The sequence below is a fragment of the Streptococcus sp. 20925_1_24 genome, from assembly GCF_041432335.1.
In the GTDB taxonomy this organism is placed as follows: Bacteria; Bacillota; Bacilli; order Lactobacillales; family Streptococcaceae; genus Streptococcus; species Streptococcus mitis_BM.
Genome location: NZ_JAPVZM010000001.1, coordinates 204,210 through 225,545 on the forward strand (window position 1 = coordinate 204,210; position 21,336 = coordinate 225,545).

The following is a 21,336-nucleotide window of genomic DNA, read 5'->3' on the forward strand; positions in this document are numbered from 1 at the left end:
AAACATTTCTTATGAATATTAAGGAGAAAATTAATGAAAAAGGCAATGGTAATTATCAACCCTACTTCTGGTGGCGAGAAGGCTTTGGATTACAAAGAAAAGCTGGAGAATAAAGTAAAAGAATATTTTGAGCACGTAGAAACCAAAATTACCGAAAAAGCTCTGGATGCAACACATTTTGCTGAAGAGGCTTCACGTGAGCAGTACGATGCAGTGGTTGTTTTTGGTGGAGATGGGACTGTCAACGAAGTCATTTCCGGTATTGCTGAGAGAGACTACATTCCTAAGTTGGGTATTATCCCTGGGGGTACGGGTAACCTCATTACGAAACTGTTGGCAATCAATCAAGACATTGATGGCGCGATTGATGAACTGGATTTCAACTTAACCAATAAGATTGATATCGGAAAAGCGAATGACAATTATTTTGGTTATATCTTTAGTATCGGTTCTCTACCTGAGGCGATTCACAACGTTGAAATTGAAGATAAGACAAAATTTGGTATTCTTGCCTATGCTGTAAATACCATGAAGTCTGTTATGACGGATCAAGTCTTCAACATTAAGGTGGAGACGGAAAATGGAAATTATGTTGGTGAAGCTAGCCATGTTTTGGTTCTCTTGACAAATTACTTTGCTGACAAAAAAATCTTTGAAGAAAACAAAGATGGCTATGCCAACATTTTGATTCTGAAAGATGCTTCTATATTCTCCAAATTATCCGTCATTCCTGATTTATTAAAAGGGGATGTTGTCGCAAATGATAATATCGAGTATATCAAAGCGCGTAATATTAAGATCTCTTCAGATAGTGAATTGGAGTCGGATGTTGACGGCGATAAATCGGATAACCTACCTGTAGAAATCAAAGTCCTAGCTCAACGAGTAGAAGTGTTTTCAAAACCGAAAGAGGAATAGTATATAGATAAAGCCTTTTTTAAGGCTTTTTGTATACTTAAAAAGATAGTTCCTTTAAGAACGGACATTCCTTGCAAATAGTTTACAAAAATAGTATACTGGATTTATTGATTTTGAAAACGTTTGCGTAAAATTTGAATGAATACTTTAGGAGACAAATTAATGGAATTAAGTGCTATTTACCATAGGCCTGAGTCAGAGTATGCCTATCTTTACAAGGATAAGAAACTTCATATTCGGATTCGAACTAAGAAAGGGGATATTGAAAGCATTATCTTGCATTATGGGGACCCTTTTATCTTTATGGAGGAGTTTTATCAAGGTACAAAAGAAATGTCCAAGATAACTTCTGATGCCATCTTTGATTATTGGCAGGTTGAAGTGTCCGTTGACTTTGCACGTATCCAGTATCTCTTTGAACTCAAGAATACAGAAGGTCAAAGTATTTTGTATGGCGATAAAGGGTGCGTGGACAATTCTCTAGAAAATCTTCATGCTATTGGAAATGGATTTAAGTTGTCCTATCTTCATGAAATTGATGCATGCCAGATTCCTGACTGGGTTTCAGATACGGTATGGTATCAGATATTTCCTGAGAGATTTGCCAATGGAAATGCTCGATTAAACCCAGAAGGGACTTTAGACTGGGATTCATCTATCACACCTCAGAGTGATGATTTCTTTGGTGGTGATTTACAGGGGATTATTGACCATCTGGATTACTTGCAAGACTTGGGAATTACTGGACTTTATCTTTGTCCTATCTTTGAATCTACGAGCAATCACAAGTACAATACGACGGATTACTTTGAAATTGACCGTCATTTTGGGGACAAGGAGACCTTTCGGGAACTGGTCGAGCAAGCTCATCAGCGTGGCATGAAAATCATGCTGGATGCTGTATTTAACCATATTGGTTCGCAATCTCCTCAATGGCAAGATGTTGTCAAAAATGGTGAGGAGTCTGCTTACAAAGATTGGTTCCATATTCAACAATTCCCAGTGACGACTGAAAAGCTAGCCAATAGGAGGGAGCTACCTTATCACGCTTTTGGTTTCGAGGACTATATGCCTAAGTTAAATACAGCCAATCCAGAGGTCAAGGAGTATCTTTTAAAGGTTGCGACTTATTGGATTGAAGAGTTTGATATCGATGCTTGGCGTTTAGATGTGGCTAATGAGATTGACCATCAGTTTTGGAGGGATTTTCGCAAGGCAGTTCTAGCTAAAAGGCCTGATCTTTATATCCTTGGAGAAGTCTGGCATACGGCTCAGCCTTGGCTAAATGGCGATGAGTTCCATGCCGTCATGAATTATCCTTTATCTGATAGCATCAAGGACTATTTCTTACGAGGACTTAAGAAGACTGACCAATTCATCGATGAAATCAATGGCCAATCTATGTATTACAAGCAGCAGATTTCAGAAGTTATGTTTAATCTCTTGGATTCGCATGATACAGAACGAATCTTGTGGACGGCCAATGAGGATATTCAACTGGTTAAATCAGCTCTAGCCTTTCTCTTTTTACAAAGGGGAACACCCTGCATCTATTATGGAACCGAGCTTGCCTTGACTGGCGGTCCAGACCCAGATTGCCGTCGTTGTATGCCTTGGGAACGCGTATCAAGTGATAATGACATGCTGAACTTTATGAAGAGGCTGATAAAGATTCGCAAACACGCGTCAGAAATCATTTCGCATGGCAAGTATAGCCTCCAAGAAATTAAACCTGATCTAGTGGCCTTGGAATGGAAATACCAAGGCCGGCTCCTTAAAGCGATCTTTAACCAATCAAAAGAAGATTATCTTTTAGAAAAGGAAGCAGTAGCACTAGCAAGCGATTACCAAGAATTAGAGAATCAGCTTGTGATCTCTCCAAAAGGTTTTGTGATTTTTCATTAAAGAGCAATTATGAGCGACAGGAAAATTGTAGTATAGAGAAGATTTTACAAACAGACTATTTGTCGTCTTGCTACAATTGGTATATAATTTAACTTAGCGAACATAGGAGGACTAATCGAATGGAATTAAAAGATTTTACAGAAAAAGAACAGGAAATGATTAAGAAGGGGCTGACTACGTCTAAGATTAGTGACAAGGAAACTGCTGAGAAGATTCTTGCGCTCGTCCCACAAGACTTGATTAAGCGAATTCCGTTTTTTGTCAGAAAGCATGCTACGACACGTACTATTAAACGCATTTCAATTGAACACCCTGAACTATACGCTGTAGCCCAAACAAGTGGTGAAATTCCAGAAAAAGAACGCGAAGAATTGCGCCAGATTATCACGACTATCTTTGAACAAAAGATGAATAAGCATAGTATTAAGTAGAGAATGAAGACATTTTTTATTGGCGGTTTGGGAAGCAATGTCTATCATAGCAAGGATTTTCTTCAAGAACTAAATTCGCAGATTTATTTTCTAAATCCATATGATAAGCATCTTCGAGATGAAACAGAATTGAAATCATGGTTTAAAAATGAGATTGTAGAGGAAGAATCTATATGTCTGATAGGTCATTCTCTTGGAGGAGATTTGGCGCGTTATCTTGCATCGGAATTTTATGAAGTGAAAAAACTAATTCTTTGGGATGGTGGCTATCTAGATTTAGATAAGATTTTACCTTTAGATACAGAGTTAGAGGAAGTTAAAAACTATATCGAATCTCAAGTCGTTTCAGACTTAGCTCTTCTTATTTCTAAAGAGAAATCTGAAGCAAAGTATTGGTCAGAAAATATGGAGGAAGCTGTAAGACAGTCCTATCACTGGAATGCGGAGTATAATAGATATGAGTTGGCTATAAATTATGAAAATATAGAAGCGATCCTCCGCCTACGGAGGAAAATACAAGCTTTTAAGAGAGAAGTGGGAGCTACCTTGTTTATTAGTCCTCGCTATCCTAATGAAGCTACATGGAGAGAGGAAGCCCTAAAAGAATTGCCAGACTATTTTGATACTATTCTTCTAGAAAACTTTGGCCATAAGCTTTATACTGAAGCACCTAAAGAAATCGCTAGTCTAATTAATGAGTGGTTCTCTTATTCTTACTGGGCTATTGAATGAATTATCATAATTAATATATAGTTGATTAGAATAAGATATGAACAAATTGATTAGGAATATCAAATTAATTCGGTTCTTTGTCAACTGTAGTGGGTTGAAGTCAGCTAAGATCGAGAAAGGACAAAATTTGTCCTTTCTTTTTTGATATTGAGAGCGATAAAAATCCGTTTTTTGAAGTTTTCAAAGTTCCGAAATCCAAAGGCATTGCGTTTGATGAGTTTAATGAGATTATTGGTTGCTTCTAATTTGGCGTTAGAATAGTGTAGTTGAAGGGCGTTGACAATCTTTTCTTTATCCTTGAGAAAGGTTTTTTGAAAATCATATTTCTTCATTTGACTTCCGCACTCAGGGCAAGATGGAGCATCGTAGTCCAGTTTAGCGATGATTTCCTTGTGGGTATCCTTATTGATGATGTCTAGAATCTGGATATTAGGGTCTTTGATATCGAGTGGTTTTGTGATAAGAAGTAATGATTCCATATGATTTTTTCTATGGAATTTTTTCTACAACAAAATAGGCTCCATAATATCTATAGGGGATTTACCCACTACAAATATTATAGAGTCACTTTTTCTATTCAGGGAGCTTGAAGGGCTATCATCGGACAAAATAGAGAAGGCATGATATAATATAAAGTAGATTTCTATGTAATTAAATAAGAATTGTTTGAACACCATTCATTTGAAAACTCTCTATGTTCAAGCGATAGTAAAATAAAATAGGGTCTTTAAACCCTTGCTATGAAAGGAAAAAAACTCAATGGCTACTATTCAATGGTTTCCTGGTCACATGTCTAAAGCACGTCGACAGGTTCAGGAAAATTTAAAATTTGTTGATTTTGTGACGATTTTGGTGGATGCACGCTTGCCTCTATCTAGTCAAAATCCTATGTTAACCAAGATTGTTGGTGACAAACCAAAACTCTTGATTTTAAACAAGGCGGACTTGGCCGATCCAGCAATGACAAAGGAATGGCGTCAGTATTTTGAATCACAAGGAATTCAGACTCTTGCTATCAACTCCAAAGAGCAAGTGACTGTAAAAGTTGTAACAGATGCGGCAAAAAAACTCATGGCGGATAAGATTACACGCCAGAAGGAACGCGGTATCCAGATTGAAACCTTGCGTACCATGATTATTGGGATTCCCAATGCTGGTAAATCAACTCTCATGAACCGTTTGGCTGGTAAGAAAATTGCTGTTGTCGGTAACAAGCCAGGGGTTACCAAGGGACAACAATGGCTCAAAACAAATAAAGACCTGGAAATCTTGGATACACCGGGGATTCTTTGGCCTAAGTTTGAGGATGAAACTGTAGCATTGAAACTGGCCTTGACAGGGGCTATCAAAGACCAGTTGCTTCCTATGGATGAGGTAACTATTTTTGGCCTCAATTATTTCAAAGAACATTATCCAGAAAAGTTGGCTGACCGCTTCAAACAAATGAAAATTGAGGAAGAAGCGCCAGTTATTATTATGGATATGACCCGCGCCCTCGGCTTCCGTGATGACTATGACCGTTTCTACAGTCTCTTCGTGAAGGAAGTCCGCGACGGCAAACTCGGTAACTATACCTTAGATATATTGGAAGACCTCGATGGCGACGATTAAAGAAATCAAAGAACTACTTGCAACGGTCAAGGAGTTAGAAAGCCCTATTTTTTTAGAGCTTGAAAAGGATAATCGCTCTGGAGTTCAAAAGGAAATCAGCAAGCGTAAAAAAGCTATTCAGGCAGAATTGGATGAGGAACTTCGTTTGGAATCCATGCTTTCCTACGAAAAGGAACTTTATAAGCAAGGATTGACCTTAATTGCTGGTGTTGATGAGGTCGGCCGAGGTCCTCTGGCTGGGCCAGTAGTCGCTGCAGCCGTTATCTTGCCTAAAAATTGTAAGATTAGAGGCCTCAACGACAGCAAGAAAATTCCTAAAAAGAAACATCTAGAAATTTATCAAGCCGTTCAAGATCAAGCATTATCAATCGGCATTGGTATCATGGATAATAGAGTCATCGACCAAGTCAATATCTATGAAGCAACCAAACTGGCTATGAAGGAAGCAATCTCCCAGCTCAGTCCTCAACCTGAGTACCTTTTGATAGATGCCATGAAACTGGATTTACCAATTTCACAAACATCTATCATCAAAGGAGATGCCAATTCCCTTTCAATTGCAGCGGCTTCTATAGTAGCCAAGGTGACACGTGATGAATTGATGAAGGAATTCGACCAGCAATTTCCCGGCTATGATTTCGCTACTAATGCAGGATATGGAACAGCTAAACACCTGGAAGGCCTCACAAAACTAGGAGTTACCCCAATTCACCGAACAAGTTTTGAACCCGTTAAATCACTGGTTTCAGGAGAAAAAGAAAGTTAAGTTAGAAGGATTGATTATGGAGGAACAGTCAGAAACACTCAGCTCCAAGAAAGAATTTGCCTTTGCCTCAAGCACCATATTATCCCAAGTTGGACGAGGAATCATTGTTGGTCTCGTTGTTGGAATTATAGTTGGATCCTTTCGTTTCTTAATCGAAAAAGGCTTCCACCTGATACAAGGACTTTATCAGGATCAAGCGCACCTAGTGCGCAATCTTTTTATCATTGGTCTATTTTATTTAATAGTTTGTTGGCTCAGTGCGAAATTAACTCGGTCAGAAAAAGACATCAAAGGTTCAGGAATTCCTCAAGTCGAAGCTGAATTAAAGGGACTGATGACCCTCAACTGGTGGGGAGTTCTTTGGAAAAAATATATTCTAGGAATTCTTGCTATTGCTAGCGGTCTTATGCTGGGGCGTGAAGGACCAAGTATTCAACTTGGAGCAGTCGGTGGTAAAGGAATTGCCAAATGGCTCAAATCCAGTCCAGTAGAGGAACGCTCCTTGATTGCTAGTGGAGCTGCCGCTGGTCTAGCTGCGGCCTTTAATGCACCTATTGCAGGACTTCTCTTTGTGGTAGAAGAAGTTTATCACCATTTTTCACGCTTTTTCTGGGTCTCCACTCTCGCAGCTAGTCTCGTAGCAAACTTTGTTTCTCTGCTCATATTTGGCCTAACACCCGTACTGGATATGCCAGACAACATCCCACTCATGACCCTAGACCAGTATTGGATTTACCTCCTTATGGGAGTTTTTCTTGGACTTTCTGGTTTTCTCTATGAGAAAGCTGTGCTCAATGTTGGTCGAGTTTATGACTGGATAGGTCAAAAAATCCGTTTGAATAGAGCTTATTATCCAATTCTGGCTTTCATTCTCATCATACCAGTCGGGATCTTCTTACCCCAAATCCTTGGTGGTGGAAATCAGCTGGTTCTTTCCTTAACTGAGCAAGATTTTAGTTTCCAAGTTCTATTAGTTTACTTTTTGATTCGCTTTGTTTGGAGCATGATTAGCTATGGAAGTGGCCTTCCAGGAGGAATTTTCCTACCAATTTTGGCGCTTGGCTCCTTACTTGGTGCTATAGTTGGTGTTATTTGTGTCAATCTTGGACTTGTCAGTCAAGAGCAATTCCCTATATTTGTCATTCTAGGAATGAGTGGCTATTTTGGAGCAATATCTAAGGCACCCTTAACCGCTATGATTCTGGTAACCGAAATGGTAGGAGATATTCGCAATCTTATGCCACTTGGATTAGTAACCCTAGTTGCCTACATCGTCATGGATCTACTCAAGGGTGCGCCAGTCTATGAGGCTATGTTGGAAAAAATGCTGCCAGAAGAAGCGACAGATGAAGGAGAAGTCACACTTATTGAAATTCCTGTATCAGACAAAATCGCTGGAAAACAGGTTCATGAACTCAATCTGCCACACAATGTCCTCATCACAACACAAGTCCATAATGGCAAGAGCCAAACAGTTAACGGCTCAACCAGAATGTATCTCGGTGATATGATTCACCTAGTTATTCCAAAAAGTGAAATTGGGAAAGTCAAAGATTTGTTGTTGTAGGGGTTTTTACATAATTTATGTTATGTAAAAATAAATTTCTTAATTAAATATATTAGAAAACCGATTCTCAGCAATGAGATCGGTTATTTTTTAATAACCTTCTTTTTTAATATACTATTTCCTCCAAAATCATTGAAATTATAGCTTGAATTTGATATGATGGTCTTATGGATAAAAGTAGAGCAAAGCGTGAGAATCACGATAAGATAAGAATGAGTCTAATAGCCCTAGTAGCTATCTTCTCAGTAAGTATTTGTGTCATTGGTTCAATAATTGGATATAAAATATACACAAAACAAAGTTTTGAACAAAAGATTGAATCGCTCAAAAAAGAGAAAGATGATCAATTGAGTGAGGGAAATCAGAAGGATCATTTTCGTAAGGGACAAGCAGAAGTAATTGCCTATTATCCTCTCCAAGGGGAGCAAGTGATTTCATCTGTAAAAGAAATCATGACACAGGATATTAAGGAAAATCTGGAAGACAAAGAAAATCTGGTTTTTTATTATACGGAGAAACAGGATGCGACTTTAAAAGGGATTGTCAACCGAAGTGTGATGAAACAAGTCTATGATTTAACTTCGTCAAAAGTTGAAGAGACTGAAAAAACTAGTCTAGCAAAAGTACATTTGATAGAAGATGGTAAACCTTTTACCCTTGATCAATTATTTTCAGATGCTAGTAAGGCCAAAGAGAAACTGATAAAAGAGCTGACTTCTTTCTTACAGGACAAGAAATTGGAGCAAGAAAAGATTGATCAAGTTGTTAAAGGCTTCTCTGACCAAGACTTGTCTGTATGGAATTTTGATTACAAGGATAGTCAGATTATCCTTTATCCAAGTCAGTCAGTTGAAAATCTAGACGAGATTGCCTTGCCAGTATCTAGTTTCTTTGAAGTTATTCAGTCCTCTTATTTATTAGATAAGGATGCAGAGCTATATAAGGTTTATTATGAAAAGAAAAATCGTAAAGTAGTAGCCTTGACTTTTGATGATGGACCAAATCCTGCAACGACAAATCAAGCATTAGATACTCTTTCTAAGTATGGTATCAAGGCAACTTTCTTTGTTTTGGGGAAGAATGTTTCTGGAAATGAAGAGATTTTGAAACGTATGAAAGCAGATGGTCATGTTATTGGAAACCATAGTTGGAGTCATCCAGTGCTTTCAAAACTTTCCCTTGATGAAGCTAAAAAACAAATTACTGATACTGAGGATGCACTAACTAAAGTGCTGGGTTCTAGCTCTAAACTTATGCGTCCCCCTTATGGAGCCATTACAGACGACATTCGAAATAGCTTAGATTTGAGCTTTATTATGTGGGATGTAGATAGTCTGGACTGGAAGAGTAAAAATGAAGCATCTATTTTGACAGAAATTCAGCGTGAAGTCAAGAATGGTTCTATTATTCTCATGCATGATATCCATGCTGAGAGTGTAAATGCTCTACCGAAGGTCATTGACTACTTGAAAGGGCAAGGTTATGACTTTGTAACTATTCCAGATTTGTTAGACGCTCGTCTTAAACCTCACCAACTCTATTTCGATCGTGATCAATAATACCCAAAATCTAAAGAGATAAGTTTTCTTTGAGAACTTGTTTCTTTGGATTTGCTTTACATAGAGAGGAAAAATAATGAAATCTTATACTTTAAATAATGGCGTTCCAATTCCAGTTCTGGGATTTGGAACCTGGAAAGCTGAAAATGGAGAGATTGCCTATCAAGCTGTCCTAGAGGCTTTAAAGGCAGGATATCGCCATATCGATACGGCAACTATTTATAAAAATGAAGAAAGCGTTGGTCGTGCCATTCAAGATAGTGGCGTTCCGCGTGAGGAAATTTTTGTAACCAGCAAACTCTGGAATAGAAATCACAACTATGAGCAAGCTCGTCAGGCTTTTGAAGAGTCTTTAGAGAAGCTGGGCTTGGAATATTTGGATTTGTATTTGATTCATTGGCCAAATCCAAAACCGCTCAGAAAAAATGACCAATGGAAAATCCGAAATTCAGAAGTCTGGAGAGCGATGGAGGAGCTTTATCAAGAAGGCAAAATCCGTGCTATCGGAGTTAGTAATTTCCTTCCACATCATTTGGATGCCTTGCTTGAAACAGCAAAAATTCTTCCTGCGGTCAATCAAGTTCGTTTGGCGCCAGGCGTCTATCAAGAGGAAGTCGTAGATTACTGTCGAGAAAAAGGAATTTTATTGGAAGCTTGGGGACCTTTTGGTCAGGGAGAACTATTTGATAGTAAGGAAGTCCAAGAAACCGCGGCAAATCATGGAAAATCGGTTGCTCAGATAGCCTTGGCTTGGAGCTTAGCAGAAGGATTTTTACCGCTTCCGAAATCTGTCACAGCTTCTCGTATTCAAGCTAATCTTGATTGCTTTGGAATTGAACTGAGTCATGAGGAGCGTGAAACCTTAAAAGCGATTGCTGTTCAGTCTGGTGCTCCACGAGTTGATGATATGGATTTCTAGAAAATCATAAAAAGAATTGTACATTGTTCCAATTTTTGATATAATAGTCAGCAGGAAAGAAAGTCTTATGGCGTTCTTCAAGCGAGCTTGGGATAGTGGGAGCCAAGTAGAGCAAAATAAAGAACTGGCGCTTTCTGTAGTATTTTCAAAAACAATGAAGTAATAAATTAGGGTGGAACCGCGTTTCTGACGCCCCTAGTCGCAAGGCTTGGGTGTTGAAATGCGGTTCTTTTTGAATTCGTCTAATGCCTAAGTAGAAAGGAGCATAATGCTTAAAGGATCTTGTTTATGTAAAGCAGTGACCTACACTCTAGATGAGGAATTATCGGAATTAGTTTTTTGTCATTGCTCATTCTGTCGGAAAGCAACTGCGTCTGCCTATACAGTTAATGCTAAAGTTAGCAGTGAAAAGCTAGTATTGCATGGAAAAGAAAAGCTTGTTTCCTATAGTTCTTCTCCAGGAAAACAGCGTTATTACTGCCAGAACTGTCATAGTCAAATTTTCACTGTTCAAGAAAATATACCAGAAGTCTGTGCTTTGAAATTAGGTACAATAGATGAATGTGATCAGAATTTACAAACTGTTCCCAAACGTCATATTTTTCAGGACCCAGCCTTTTCTTGGTTACTTGATAAATAAATCTAAGAAGATAATATAAATTAAAGGAGTAAACAATGTCTAAAAAATTGACTTTCCACTGCATCAGTGGCAGAAACCTCCTTACAGTCGGACTGCCCCACGCTCAGCACTAGGGTGCTGAGCTAGACGCAGTACTAACTCGTCTTGCCTCGTATAATCGACGAGGCAGACTCGTGTCGCAAGAAATTATTTTTATTAAGGAGTATTCAATGTCTAAGAAATTAACATTTCAAGAAATTATTTTGACTTTGCAACAATTTTGGAATGACCAAGGTTGTATGCTTATGCAGGCTTATGACAATGAAAAAGGTGCGGGAACCATGAGTCCTTACACTTTTCTTCGTGCTATCGGACCTGAACCATGGAATGCGGCTTATGTAGAACCATCACGTCGTCCTGCTGACGGTCGTTACGGAGAAAATCCTAACCGTCTTTACCAACACCACCAATTCCAAGTGGTCATGAAGCCATCTCCATCAAATATCCAGGAACTTTACCTTGAGTCTTTGGAAAAATTGGGAATCAATCCTTTGGAACACGATATTCGTTTCGTTGAGGACAACTGGGAAAACCCATCAACTGGTTCAGCTGGTCTTGGTTGGGAAGTTTGGCTTGATGGGATGGAAATTACTCAGTTCACTTATTTCCAACAAGTCGGTGGATTGGCAACTGGGCCTGTGACTGCAGAAGTCACTTATGGTTTGGAACGCTTGGCTTCTTATATTCAGGAAGTAGACTCTGTCTATGATATCGAGTGGGCTGATGGTGTAAAATACGGAGAAATCTTTATTCAGCCTGAGTATGAGCACTCAAAATATTCGTTTGAAATTTCTGACCAAGAAATGTTGCTTGAAAACTTTGATAAGTTTGAAAAAGAAGCTGGTCGCGCCTTGGAAGAAGGATTGGTGCACCCTGCCTATGACTATGTTCTCAAATGTTCACATACCTTTAACCTGCTTGATGCGCGTGGTGCCGTATCTGTAACCGAGCGTGCAGGCTATATCGCTCGTATCCGTAACTTGGCCCGTGTCGTAGCCAAAACCTTTGTCGCAGAACGAAAACGCCTAGGCTACCCACTTTTGGATGAAGCAACACGAGCTAAACTCTTAGCAGAAGACGCAGAATAAAGAGAGTGACAAATTACGAAAATGGGCGAACAGAGTGAGCCCTGAGCCAGTTGCCGCAGTGATGAAGGTATCCTTAGTGAAACTAAGGATACTAGGCAAAATTGGAGACTTTTGGCTCCAATTTTAGCAATGAAACAACGAAGTTGGTTGCTTGCATGCCAATCACATAAGGCAAACTGGAAAATAAAAAGATATTTTTCGGAGAAAAAACATGACAAAAAACTTATTAGTAGAACTCGGTCTTGAAGAATTACCAGCCTATGTTGTCACACCAAGTGAAAAACAACTAGGCGAAAAAATGGCAGCCTTCCTTAAGGAAAATCGCTTGTCTTTTGAAGCTATTCAAACCTTCTCAACACCACGTCGTTTGGCTGTTCGTGTGACTGGTCTTGCAGACAAACAATCTGATTTGACAGAAGATTTCAAGGGACCAGCAAAGAAAATTGCCTTGGATAGCGATGGAAACTTCACCAAAGCAGCTCAAGGATTTGTTCGTGGAAAAGGCTTGACTGTTGAAGATATCGAATTCCGTGAAATCAAGGGTGAAGAATATGTCTATGTCACTAAGGAAGAAGTTGGTCAAGCAGTTGAAGCAATTGTTCCTGGTGTTGTAGATGTCTTGAAGTCATTGACTTTCCCTGTCAGCATGCACTGGGCTAACAACACCTTTGAATACATCCGCCCTGTTCACACTTTGACTGTTCTTCTAGATGAAGAAGAGTTTGACTTGGATTTCCTTGATATTAAGGGAGGTCGTGTGAGTCGTGGTCATCGTTTCTTGGGGAAAGAAACCAAAATTCAGTCAGCATTGAGCTACGAAGAAGACCTTCGTAAGCAGTTTGTAATCGCAGATCCACGTGAACGTGAGCAAATGATTGTTGACCAAATCAAGGAAATTGAGGCAAAACATGGTGTACATATCGAAATTGATGCTGATTTGCTTAATGAAGTCTTGAACTTGGTTGAATACCCAACTGCCTTTATGGGAAGTTTTGATGCCAAATACCTTGAAGTTCCAGAAGAAGTTTTGGTGACTTCAATGAAAGAACACCAACGTTACTTTGTTGTTCGTGATCAAGACGGCAAGCTCTTGCCAAACTTCATTTCTGTTCGTAACGGAAATGCAGAGCATTTGGAAAATGTCATCAAAGGAAATGAAAAAGTCTTGGTAGCCCGCTTGGAAGACGGTGAATTCTTCTGGCGTGAAGACCAAAAATTGGTGATTTCTGACCTTGTTGAAAAATTAAACAATGTCACCTTCCATGAGAAGATTGGTTCCCTTCGTGAACACATGATTCGTACGGGGCAGATTGCTATTCTCTTGGCAGAAAAAGCAGGCTTGTCAGCGGATGAAACGATTGACCTAGCCCGTGCAGCAGCCATTTACAAGTTTGACTTGTTGACTGGGATGGTTGGTGAATTTGACGAGCTACAAGGAATTATGGGTGAAAAATATGCCCTTCTTGCTGGTGAAACTCCAGCAGTGGCAGCTGCTATTCGTGAACACTACATGCCTACATCAGCTGAAGGAGAACTTCCAGAGAGCAAGGTTGGAGCCATTCTAGCTATTGCAGACAAATTGGATACGATTTTGAGTTTCTTCTCAGTAGGCTTGATTCCATCAGGTTCTAATGACCCTTATGCTCTTCGTCGCGCGACTCAAGGTGTGGTTCGTATCTTGGATGCCTTTGGTTGGCACATTGCTATGGACGAGCTGATAGATAGCCTTTATGCATTGAAATTTGACAGCTTGACTTATGAAAATAAGGCAGAGGTTATGGATTTTATCAAGGCTCGTGTTGATAAGATGATGGGTTCTACTCCAAAAGATATCAAGGAAGCCGTTCTTGCAGGATCAAACTTTGTTGTGGCGGATATGTTGGAAGCAGCAAATGCTCTCGTAGAAGCAAGCAAGAAAGAAGATTTTAAATCGTCTGTCGAATCACTTTCTCGTGCCTTTAATTTGGCTGAGAAGGCAGAAGGAGTTGCTACAGTTGATTCAGCTCTCTTTGAGAATGAAGAAGAGAAAGCCTTGGCAGAAGCCGTCGAATCACTCGTTTTGTCAGGGACTGCCAGTCAGCAATTGAAACAGCTCTTTGCGCTTAGTCCAGTTATTGATGCATTCTTTGAGAATACCATGGTTATGGCTGAAAATGAAGCAGTCCGTCAAAATCGTTTGGCAATCTTGTCGCAATTAACCAAGAAAGCAGCTAAACTTGCACGTTTTAACCAAATCAATACCAAATAAAATCTGTTAAACGGATTAAATCTTATCATAAAGGAGAGAAACATGGATCCTAAAAAAATTGATCGTATTAACGAGCTTGCCAAAAAGAAAAAAACAGAAGGCTTGACCCCAGAAGAAAAAGTAGAACAAGCCAAACTACGTGAGGAGTACATTGAAGGTTATCGTCGCACTGTTCGTCACCACATCGAAGGAATCAAAATTGTGGACGAAGAAGGGAACGATGTTACACCAGAGAAACTACGTCAAGTCCAACGTGAAAAAGGATTACATGGCCGTAGTCTTGATGACCCAAATTCATAATATGTATTCTTTCTTTTAACAAAGATAGATGAAATAATACCAAAAGACTATCATACATAAATGAGCTGCACCTCAAAAGTTAGAGCTAGAAAATCTAACTTTTGAGGTGTTTTATTATGAAATTGAGTTATATAGTGAATTGAAATAGGATACGAACAAAAAGATTAGTGAATTCAAATTAATTTCTATACAGGTTTTAGAATTAGTTGTGTACTATTCTAGATTCAATCCATTATAAATATATGCTCTAAAATGATGGTCGCTGAGTCTTCTATCGTCAAGAAAAACCATCAAATCCCTCGTATTATAGTCATTTAGTTTTCAAAAAGCGCTCTAAATATTTGAAAATATTTGGGACTTCCCTTAATAAATCCGTCACTTTCTTTTTCAAGATAGGCCAAGCTTGCTCAATAGGATTCAAATCTGGTGAATAAGGCGGTAGGGGTAAGAAAAAGTGTTTATCTTGGATGCAGAGTTCATCCAAGATGTTCTTGGGATGAAAACTAGCATTGTCTATGACAATGACATGAAGTGTCTTCAAAGCAGGCAGAAGTTGCGTTTTGAACCACTCCACAAAGAAGTCGCTCATCATACTTTCCTTGTAAATCATGGGAGCTATAAACTCTCCGTCTACTTGTCCTGTAACAATTGAAGTCCGCTCAAAACGCCGTCCGCTAATCTTTTCATAGACTTTCTCCCCTCTAGGAGCCCGTGCATAAGGACGATAAAGGTAGCGGTCGATTCCTGTTTCGTCAATATATACGACTGGTAAATCTTTTAAGCTATTCAAAATATCAAGAAATTCAGCGACTTTCTCTGGATCTTGTTTCTTAAAGCTAGTCGTCCTTTTTTAAAGTGACCTTAATCTACTTTAAAGCTGCCCATACTGAAGGAACAACACAATCAAAATGTGCCGCAATTTCCCGTAAAAAAGCGTCTGGATGAGCCTCTACAAAGGCTTTTAATTCTTCTAAAGAGATCTTCCGCTTTTTGACGACTCGCTTTTTCCTCTCTAAGTGTCCTTGTTCACGTCTTTCTTTTCCCACGTGAAGAGAATTTTGACGCCAACATCAAAACTTTAGCTGCCTCGACATGGCTGTGTCCTTCTTTGATGTAATCTAAATGCCATAGCTTTATTATAAGCTGGTTATTTTAAACTAAGCAACTATACCATCCAATCTAAGGCATTGTGAAGAGCTACAGTAGTTGTCCCAAATTTCTTCTGAATTTTCTTTGGCTTATTAGTATCTAGTAGACCATCTAGAATACAACAAACGATAGACTTTTGGTGGACATCAATTCCACAACGAGTTTCAATCATAACTTCCATTATAAAAACCTCCTGTTAACTATTTGAACAATAGAACAAGAGGTTACTAGTAAGATATTTTCATGCTCAAGGCATATTCGAGTTATCTCATGACTCTTGTTCATCCAGTTTTTTGTAGAGGCTAGGAAAACCCCTATTAAACACCACGGATTTGTATTGTTCATCTTCATTAATTATAAGATAAACTTCTTTTTCTGTCATGAGTTATCAGGCTCTGCCTGCTTAGAGTTTTTTATGAACTTGGTTTGCTTTTTAAAACACGCGATACACATAGGGATTCTCTGGTTTATCGACTTTGGTAAAGCTGTCGATTTCCAAGGTTGGGAGATTTTGTTTGAGTTCTTTATGGTAGTGATTGACCAGTTTTCCTTTGGCTGTTATCCAGGTGTTGTTCTCATACTGCCGGGTATTTCCCTTGGTCAGCAATCCATAGACACCGGAATCCGCGATACAGTGAATAATGCCGAAGCGGAACAGAAATTGACTATTGGCATGACTGGGGTCGTTATAGACAAAGCCAGTGAACTGGACTGTCTTGCCCTCAAACTCATCTGGATAGTCATAGATAGCCTCCATGACTTCCATATAGTTTTCGTTGGTGATCTGAATACTATCTTGGGACAAGTATTTATCCGCCGCAGTTCGCATTTCCTTTTCATAAGCTGATTTTGAAAAATAAGAACTGGTATCTGGTTTCAAGTATTGGCTTGTCGTCCCTTCACTTGTCTGAATGGCTTGATCCGTGCCTTCTGATAAGGGGAAGTGATATCCTTTGGCAGAAACGGTCTGAGAATCCAAGCTAACAGTTGGAAAAGTTAAACCGACGACAATAGGAATAGCCAGAAGAGCAACACTAGTAACCTTGGTCAATCGGCTGTTCAGATGACTGTGGATTTTGACTTGCTTCATCCAGATGTACAGTTGAACAATTGCCAAAATAAAGGAAAGTACCATGGAAATATAGGCCAGATAGGAATAGTGCATGTTGATGTACTGGTTTAATTTTACTGACAGATGGAGATAAATGGTCAATTCAAAATAGCCAGTTAAAACTAAAAATCGAATCATAGGATGACTCCAATCAAGAGAGAATAAACTAAGACGGCGAGAGTCACAATCGTAATGAAGTGACTGATAAATCGTGCTTTCAAGTAATTTTTCATCATGAGAATATTTTTGATATCCAGCATTGGGCCAATGACGAGAAAGGCCAGAACTGGTGCTAAGCCGAAACTTGAGAGAAGAGAAGCCCCTATAAAGGCATCCGCCTCACTGCAGAGAGAGAGAAGAAAGGCCAAAAGCATCAAGAGCAGGATGGCAAAAAGAGGAGTTGCGCTGATAGAGGTCAGAATCCGTGTCGGAACATAGACCTGTATCATAGAAGCAAAGAGACAGCCGAATACCAAATAACGTCCCGTATCAAAAAATTCATCAATTGCTTGCACAAAGACCTGAAAAACTTTTTTTGCAGAGCTCAAGTGAGAAAAATTGTGCTCATGACAGGCCAACCGATTTTCTTTTTGAATCGGTTCTTGCCAGAAAAATCCTAGAAAAATCCCAAGTATCACAGCTACAAGAATGGAACCAAGAGCTCGTAACAGGGCGACATGGAAGGAGTTGCCAAAGGCAGAATAGGTCGCAAAGAGAACAATGGGATTGATAACAGGTGCTGTCACAAGAAAGGGAACGGCTGTGTAACTGGGAACCTTTTTTTCCAGAAAACGATTGATAATGGGGACAATCCCACATTCACAAGAAGGGAAAAGTATCCCAACGAAGGTGCCAAAAAAGATTCTCCCCCAACGATTTCGAGGGAGAAAATGATAAACCTTGTCAGGTGTGATATAGACCTCAATCAGCCCTGAGACAATACTTCCTATCAGCACGAAAGGGAGGGCTTCAATGATAATGGAGAGGAAAATAGCTCCAGTCTGAAGCACACTAGATGGGAGTTGTTGGAAAGCAGTCATCTAGTTTTTCTTTTCTGCTTTGGCTTTTTTCTCTTTGTCATCAGGGAAAGTGACCTGCTTCAAATCTGGGAGTTTAGCAAACTCTTCAAACATCTTGTCCAAGTCGTCTCGTTTTGTAAATTTTACAGCCATAGGTGTACCTCGATTCTAAATTCTACCTCTATTATACTATTATTTTGAGGAAAAGTGAAAAGTTAAAATTGAGTATCTAACGAATCATAGAGCTTGATATATCCTGATTAAGTCTGGTAGATTGAGAAAGTTTGACAAAAAAAGTAGATAGTGCTAGAATAACGTTAACGGAAGACATTTGAGGGCAGAAAGGTTCCTGCCGCACCTTGAAAAAGGTATCTGAGATGCTGGGTACACCGACCAGCCAAGTGTCCGTTATTTCAAAGGAGGGAGCTTAAACGCTCCTTTTTGTTTCAAAATTTCAAAAAAGATTATCCCCACCGCAGGCTCAGGCTTGCGATTTTTTTTGCTATGAAAATTGATTCGTTAACTTCAACAAATAGCTTTATAAAGCGTTTTGTAAAAAATAAAAACAATGCAATTAATCACTGATCCTTTTGTAAACTATTAGAATTAAATTGCAACCTTCTCAATGAATAGAATATTGAAATGAAGTAAATTTATTTCCCAACTTATGTTTTAAAATTGTAAGAGCTAATTTGAAACGTTTAGCTTGTGGTATAATAGATTCATGGATAAAAAATATGAAAAAATCTCCCAGGATTTGGGAGTGACGTTAAAGCAAATTGATACCGTTCTAAGTTTGACAGCTGAAGGGGCGACTATTCCCTTTATCGCGCGTTATCGTAAGGACATGACTGGTAGTCTGGATGAGGTGGCGATTAAGGCCATTATTGACTTGGATAAAAGTCTGACCAACCTCAACGACCGTAAAGAAGCTGTTTTAGCTAAGATTCAAGAACAAGGCAAGTTGACCAAGGAGTTGGAAGAAGCTATCTTAGCTGCCGAAAAATTAGCAGACGTAGAAGAACTCTATCTTCCTTACAAGGAAAAACGTCGAACCAAGGCAACCATTGCCCGTGAAGCTGGACTCTTCCCACTTGCTCGCTTGATTTTGCAAAATGTAGCTGACTTAGAACAAGAGGCTGAGAAGTTTGTCTGTGAAGGATTTGCGACTGGTAAAGAAGCCTTGACCGGTGCAGTTGATATTTTGGTCGAAGCCTTATCGGAAGATGTGACTTTGCGCTCCATGACTTATCAGGAGGTGCTAAGACACTCTAAACTCACTTCTCAAGTCAAGGATGAAAGTCTTGATGAAAAGCAGGTTTTTCAGATTTATTATGATTTTTCAGATACGGTTGGAAATATTCAGGGCTATCGTACCTTGGCGCTCAATCGTGGGGAGAAACTAGGTATCTTGAAGGTCGGTTTTGAACATGCAACGGACCGTATCCTTGCCTTCTTTGCTGCTCGTTTCAAGGTAAAAAATGTCTATATAGATGAAGTAGTTCAGCAATCTGTTAAAAAGAAAGTCTTGCCTGCTATTGAGCGCCGTATTCGGACAGAATTGACTGAGAAAGCGGAAGAAGGGGCTATCCAACTCTTTTCGGACAACCTGCGCAATCTCCTCTTAGTTGCTCCGCTGAAAGGGCGCGTGGTTCTTGGGTTTGACCCAGCCTTTCGTACAGGTGCCAAGCTAGCTGTCGTGGATGCAACAGGAAAAATGCTGACAACTCAGGTCATTTATCCTGTCAAACCAGCATCAGCTCGTCAAATCGAAGAAGCCAAGAAAGATTTGGCAGACTTGATTGGTCAATACGGTGTAGAGATTATTGCCATCGGAAATGGTACTGCTAGTCGTGAAAGTGAAGCCTTTGTTGCGAAAGTTCTTAAGGATTTTCCTGAGGTTAGTTATGTCATCGTAAATGAAAGTGGTGCTTCTGTCTATTCTGCCAGTGAACTTGCTCGTCAGGAGTTCCCAGACTTGACTGTTGAAAAACGCTCTGCTATTTCTATCGCCCGTCGTTTGCAAGATCCTCTTGCGGAATTGGTCAAAATCGATCCTAAGTCAATTGGTGTTGGTCAATACCAGCATGATGTCAGTCAAAAGAAACTGTCTGAAAGTCTGGATTTTGTCGTGGATACCGTGGTGAACCAAGTCGGTGTCAATATTAATACAGCCAGCTCTGCTCTTCTTTCCCACGTTGCTGGACTCAATAAAACCATTTCTGAAAATATTGTCAAATACCGTGAGGAAGAAGGAAAAATCACTTCACGCGCCCAAATCAAGAAAGTTCCTCGTCTGGGTGCCAAAGCCTTTGAGCAGGCTGCTGGTTTCCTCCGTATCCCTGAAAGTAGCAATATCCTAGATAATACTGGAGTTCACCCAGAAAACTATGCTGCAGTTAAGGAACTCTTCAAACGCTTGGATATCAAGGACTTGAATGAAGAAGCTCAAAGCAAACTCAAGTCACTTTCAGTCAAAGAAATGGCGCAAGAACTAGACCTCGGTCCAGAAACCCTTAAAGATATCATTGCTGACCTTCTCAAACCAGGTCGTGATTTCCGTGACTCTTTTGATGCACCTGTGCTTCGCCAAGATGTCCTAGATATCAAGGACTTAGTGGTCGGACAGAAGCTGGAAGGTGTGGTTCGTAACGTCGTTGACTTCGGTGCCTTCGTTGATATCGGGATTCATGAGGATGGCTTGATTCATATTTCTCATATGAGTCGTAAATTTATCAAACATCCTAGCCAAGTGGTGTCAGTTGGAGATTTGGTAACCGTTTGGGTCAAGAAAATCGATACTGAACGTGAAAAAGTCAATCTGTCGCTACTAGCTCCAAATGAAACTGATTGATTACGTCAAGCAAGTTTCACTAGAAGACTTCGGGAGACCTTTTATCCATCATGTCCAGTGGAATAGGCGTCTACGTTCGACAGGTGGGCGATTTTTCCCCAAAGATGGGCATCTGGATTTTAATCCCAAGGTTTATCAGGAACTGGGTCTGGATGTTTTTAGGAAAATTGTCCGACATGAACTCTGTCATTATCACCTCTATTTTCAAGGGAAGGGCTATCAACACAAGGATCGGGATTTTAAGGAACTTTTGAAAGCGGTGGATGGATTACGCTTTGTTCCAACCTTGACAAATATCCACTCTAAACCACTCAAGCTTTATCGTTGTCAATCCTGCCAGCAAAGTTATCATCGCAAGCGAAGGATTGATACTAAACGCTATCGCTGTGGACTTTGTCGAGGTAAATTGCTACTGATAAATCAGCCTGAGGACTGATGAAAGCCGAGCCTACCCATGATATACTATGTCTAACCTAGTAG

The 21,336-nt window shown here is 39.6% G+C and carries 20 protein-coding genes and 1 pseudogene; 15 read left to right on the forward strand and 6 right to left on the reverse strand.

Annotated features, from left to right (window positions below; genetic code table 11):
• Positions 1-33: 33 nt before the first annotated feature.
• The 4 genes from O3650_RS01020 (at position 34) to O3650_RS01035 (ending at position 3,986) form a co-directional block, all read left to right on the forward strand.
• Entirely contained in the window at positions 34-918 is an 885-nt protein-coding gene (locus tag O3650_RS01020) for a diacylglycerol kinase family protein (protein ID WP_060805528.1), read from the forward strand.
• Between the two features lie 162 nt (positions 919-1,080).
• On the forward strand, positions 1,081-2,823 hold the full coding sequence (locus O3650_RS01025) for a glycoside hydrolase family 13 protein (protein ID WP_371491347.1): 1,743 nt from the start codon (positions 1,081-1,083) through the stop codon (positions 2,821-2,823).
• Between the two features lie 119 nt (positions 2,824-2,942).
• Positions 2,943-3,254 carry a hypothetical protein gene (locus tag O3650_RS01030; protein ID WP_000420558.1) on the forward strand — a complete coding sequence of 104 codons (312 nt, stop codon included), beginning with the start codon at positions 2,943-2,945 and terminating at the stop codon, positions 3,252-3,254.
• 3 nt (positions 3,255-3,257) lie between these two features.
• Entirely contained in the window at positions 3,258-3,986 is a 729-nt protein-coding gene (locus O3650_RS01035; RefSeq protein WP_371491349.1) for an alpha/beta hydrolase, read from the forward strand.
• A gap of 104 nt (positions 3,987-4,090) precedes the next feature.
• On the opposite strand, the gene O3650_RS01040 is transcribed toward O3650_RS01035, so the two are convergent.
• Positions 4,091-4,465 carry a transposase gene (locus tag O3650_RS01040; RefSeq protein WP_101784907.1) on the reverse strand — a complete coding sequence of 125 codons (375 nt, stop codon included), beginning with the start codon at positions 4,463-4,465 and terminating at the stop codon, positions 4,091-4,093.
• 280 nt (positions 4,466-4,745) lie between these two features.
• Between O3650_RS01040 and ylqF the strand changes: the two genes are divergently transcribed.
• The 9 genes from ylqF to O3650_RS01085 all read left to right on the forward strand — a co-directional run bounded on the left by ylqF (position 4,746) and on the right by O3650_RS01085 (position 14,723).
• Complete coding sequence (ylqF, locus tag O3650_RS01045) at positions 4,746-5,597, forward strand: ribosome biogenesis GTPase YlqF (protein WP_203175429.1); 852 nt, start codon at positions 4,746-4,748, stop codon at positions 5,595-5,597.
• Positions 5,584-6,363, forward strand: coding sequence for a ribonuclease HII (locus O3650_RS01050; protein WP_203175427.1), 780 nt, complete (start codon positions 5,584-5,586; stop codon positions 6,361-6,363). Before ylqF ends, O3650_RS01050 begins: the two co-directional genes overlap by 14 nt.
• A gap of 16 nt (positions 6,364-6,379) precedes the next feature.
• On the forward strand, positions 6,380-7,930 hold the full coding sequence (locus tag O3650_RS01055; protein WP_203175426.1) for a ClC family H(+)/Cl(-) exchange transporter: 1,551 nt from the start codon (positions 6,380-6,382) through the stop codon (positions 7,928-7,930).
• A gap of 167 nt (positions 7,931-8,097) precedes the next feature.
• Positions 8,098-9,489: a peptidoglycan-N-acetylglucosamine deacetylase PgdA gene (pgdA, locus tag O3650_RS01060; RefSeq protein ID WP_203175425.1), complete on the forward strand. Its 1,392-nt coding sequence runs from the start codon at positions 8,098-8,100 to the stop codon at positions 9,487-9,489.
• Between the two features lie 76 nt (positions 9,490-9,565).
• A complete protein-coding gene (locus tag O3650_RS01065) occupies positions 9,566-10,408 on the forward strand; it encodes an aldo/keto reductase (RefSeq protein ID WP_203175422.1) in 843 nt (280 codons plus the stop codon).
• 268 nt (positions 10,409-10,676) lie between these two features.
• A complete protein-coding gene (locus O3650_RS01070) occupies positions 10,677-11,048 on the forward strand; it encodes a GFA family protein (RefSeq protein WP_000912012.1) in 372 nt (123 codons plus the stop codon).
• A 209-nt stretch (positions 11,049-11,257) separates the two neighbouring features.
• Positions 11,258-12,175, forward strand: coding sequence for a glycine--tRNA ligase subunit alpha (gene glyQ, locus O3650_RS01075; RefSeq protein ID WP_000038733.1), 918 nt, complete (start codon positions 11,258-11,260; stop codon positions 12,173-12,175).
• 211 nt (positions 12,176-12,386) lie between these two features.
• Positions 12,387-14,423: a glycine--tRNA ligase subunit beta gene (gene glyS / locus O3650_RS01080; RefSeq protein WP_203175420.1), complete on the forward strand. Its 2,037-nt coding sequence runs from the start codon at positions 12,387-12,389 to the stop codon at positions 14,421-14,423.
• Positions 14,424-14,465: 42 nt separating this feature from the next.
• On the forward strand, positions 14,466-14,723 hold the full coding sequence (locus O3650_RS01085) for a DUF896 family protein (protein WP_000371299.1): 258 nt from the start codon (positions 14,466-14,468) through the stop codon (positions 14,721-14,723).
• Positions 14,724-15,033: 310 nt separating this feature from the next.
• Here O3650_RS01085 and O3650_RS01090 read toward each other — a convergent pair.
• The 5 genes and pseudogenes from O3650_RS01090 to O3650_RS01110 all read right to left on the reverse strand — a co-directional run bounded on the left by O3650_RS01090 (position 15,034) and on the right by O3650_RS01110 (position 18,155).
• Positions 15,034-15,863, reverse strand: a pseudogene (locus O3650_RS01090) (IS630 family transposase).
• Positions 15,864-15,888: 25 nt separating this feature from the next.
• Complete coding sequence (locus tag O3650_RS01095) at positions 15,889-16,053, reverse strand: hypothetical protein (RefSeq protein WP_203175416.1); 165 nt, start codon at positions 16,051-16,053, stop codon at positions 15,889-15,891.
• A gap of 252 nt (positions 16,054-16,305) precedes the next feature.
• On the reverse strand, positions 16,306-17,121 hold the full coding sequence (locus O3650_RS01100) for a TIGR03943 family protein (protein WP_371491353.1): 816 nt from the start codon (positions 17,119-17,121) through the stop codon (positions 16,306-16,308).
• A complete protein-coding gene (locus tag O3650_RS01105; protein WP_203175412.1) occupies positions 17,118-18,023 on the reverse strand; it encodes a permease in 906 nt (301 codons plus the stop codon). Before O3650_RS01105 ends, O3650_RS01100 begins: the two co-directional genes overlap by 4 nt.
• Positions 18,024-18,155: an SPJ_0845 family protein gene (locus O3650_RS01110; RefSeq protein ID WP_000268685.1), complete on the reverse strand. Its 132-nt coding sequence runs from the start codon at positions 18,153-18,155 to the stop codon at positions 18,024-18,026.
• Between the two features lie 571 nt (positions 18,156-18,726).
• Here O3650_RS01110 and O3650_RS01115 point away from each other — a divergent pair.
• Both O3650_RS01115 and O3650_RS01120 read left to right on the forward strand, forming a co-directional pair.
• Entirely contained in the window at positions 18,727-20,856 is a 2,130-nt protein-coding gene (locus tag O3650_RS01115; protein ID WP_203175410.1) for a Tex family protein, read from the forward strand.
• A complete protein-coding gene (locus O3650_RS01120) occupies positions 20,843-21,292 on the forward strand; it encodes a SprT family protein (protein WP_203175408.1) in 450 nt (149 codons plus the stop codon). Before O3650_RS01115 ends, O3650_RS01120 begins: the two co-directional genes overlap by 14 nt.
• Positions 21,293-21,336: the final 44 nt, after the last annotated feature.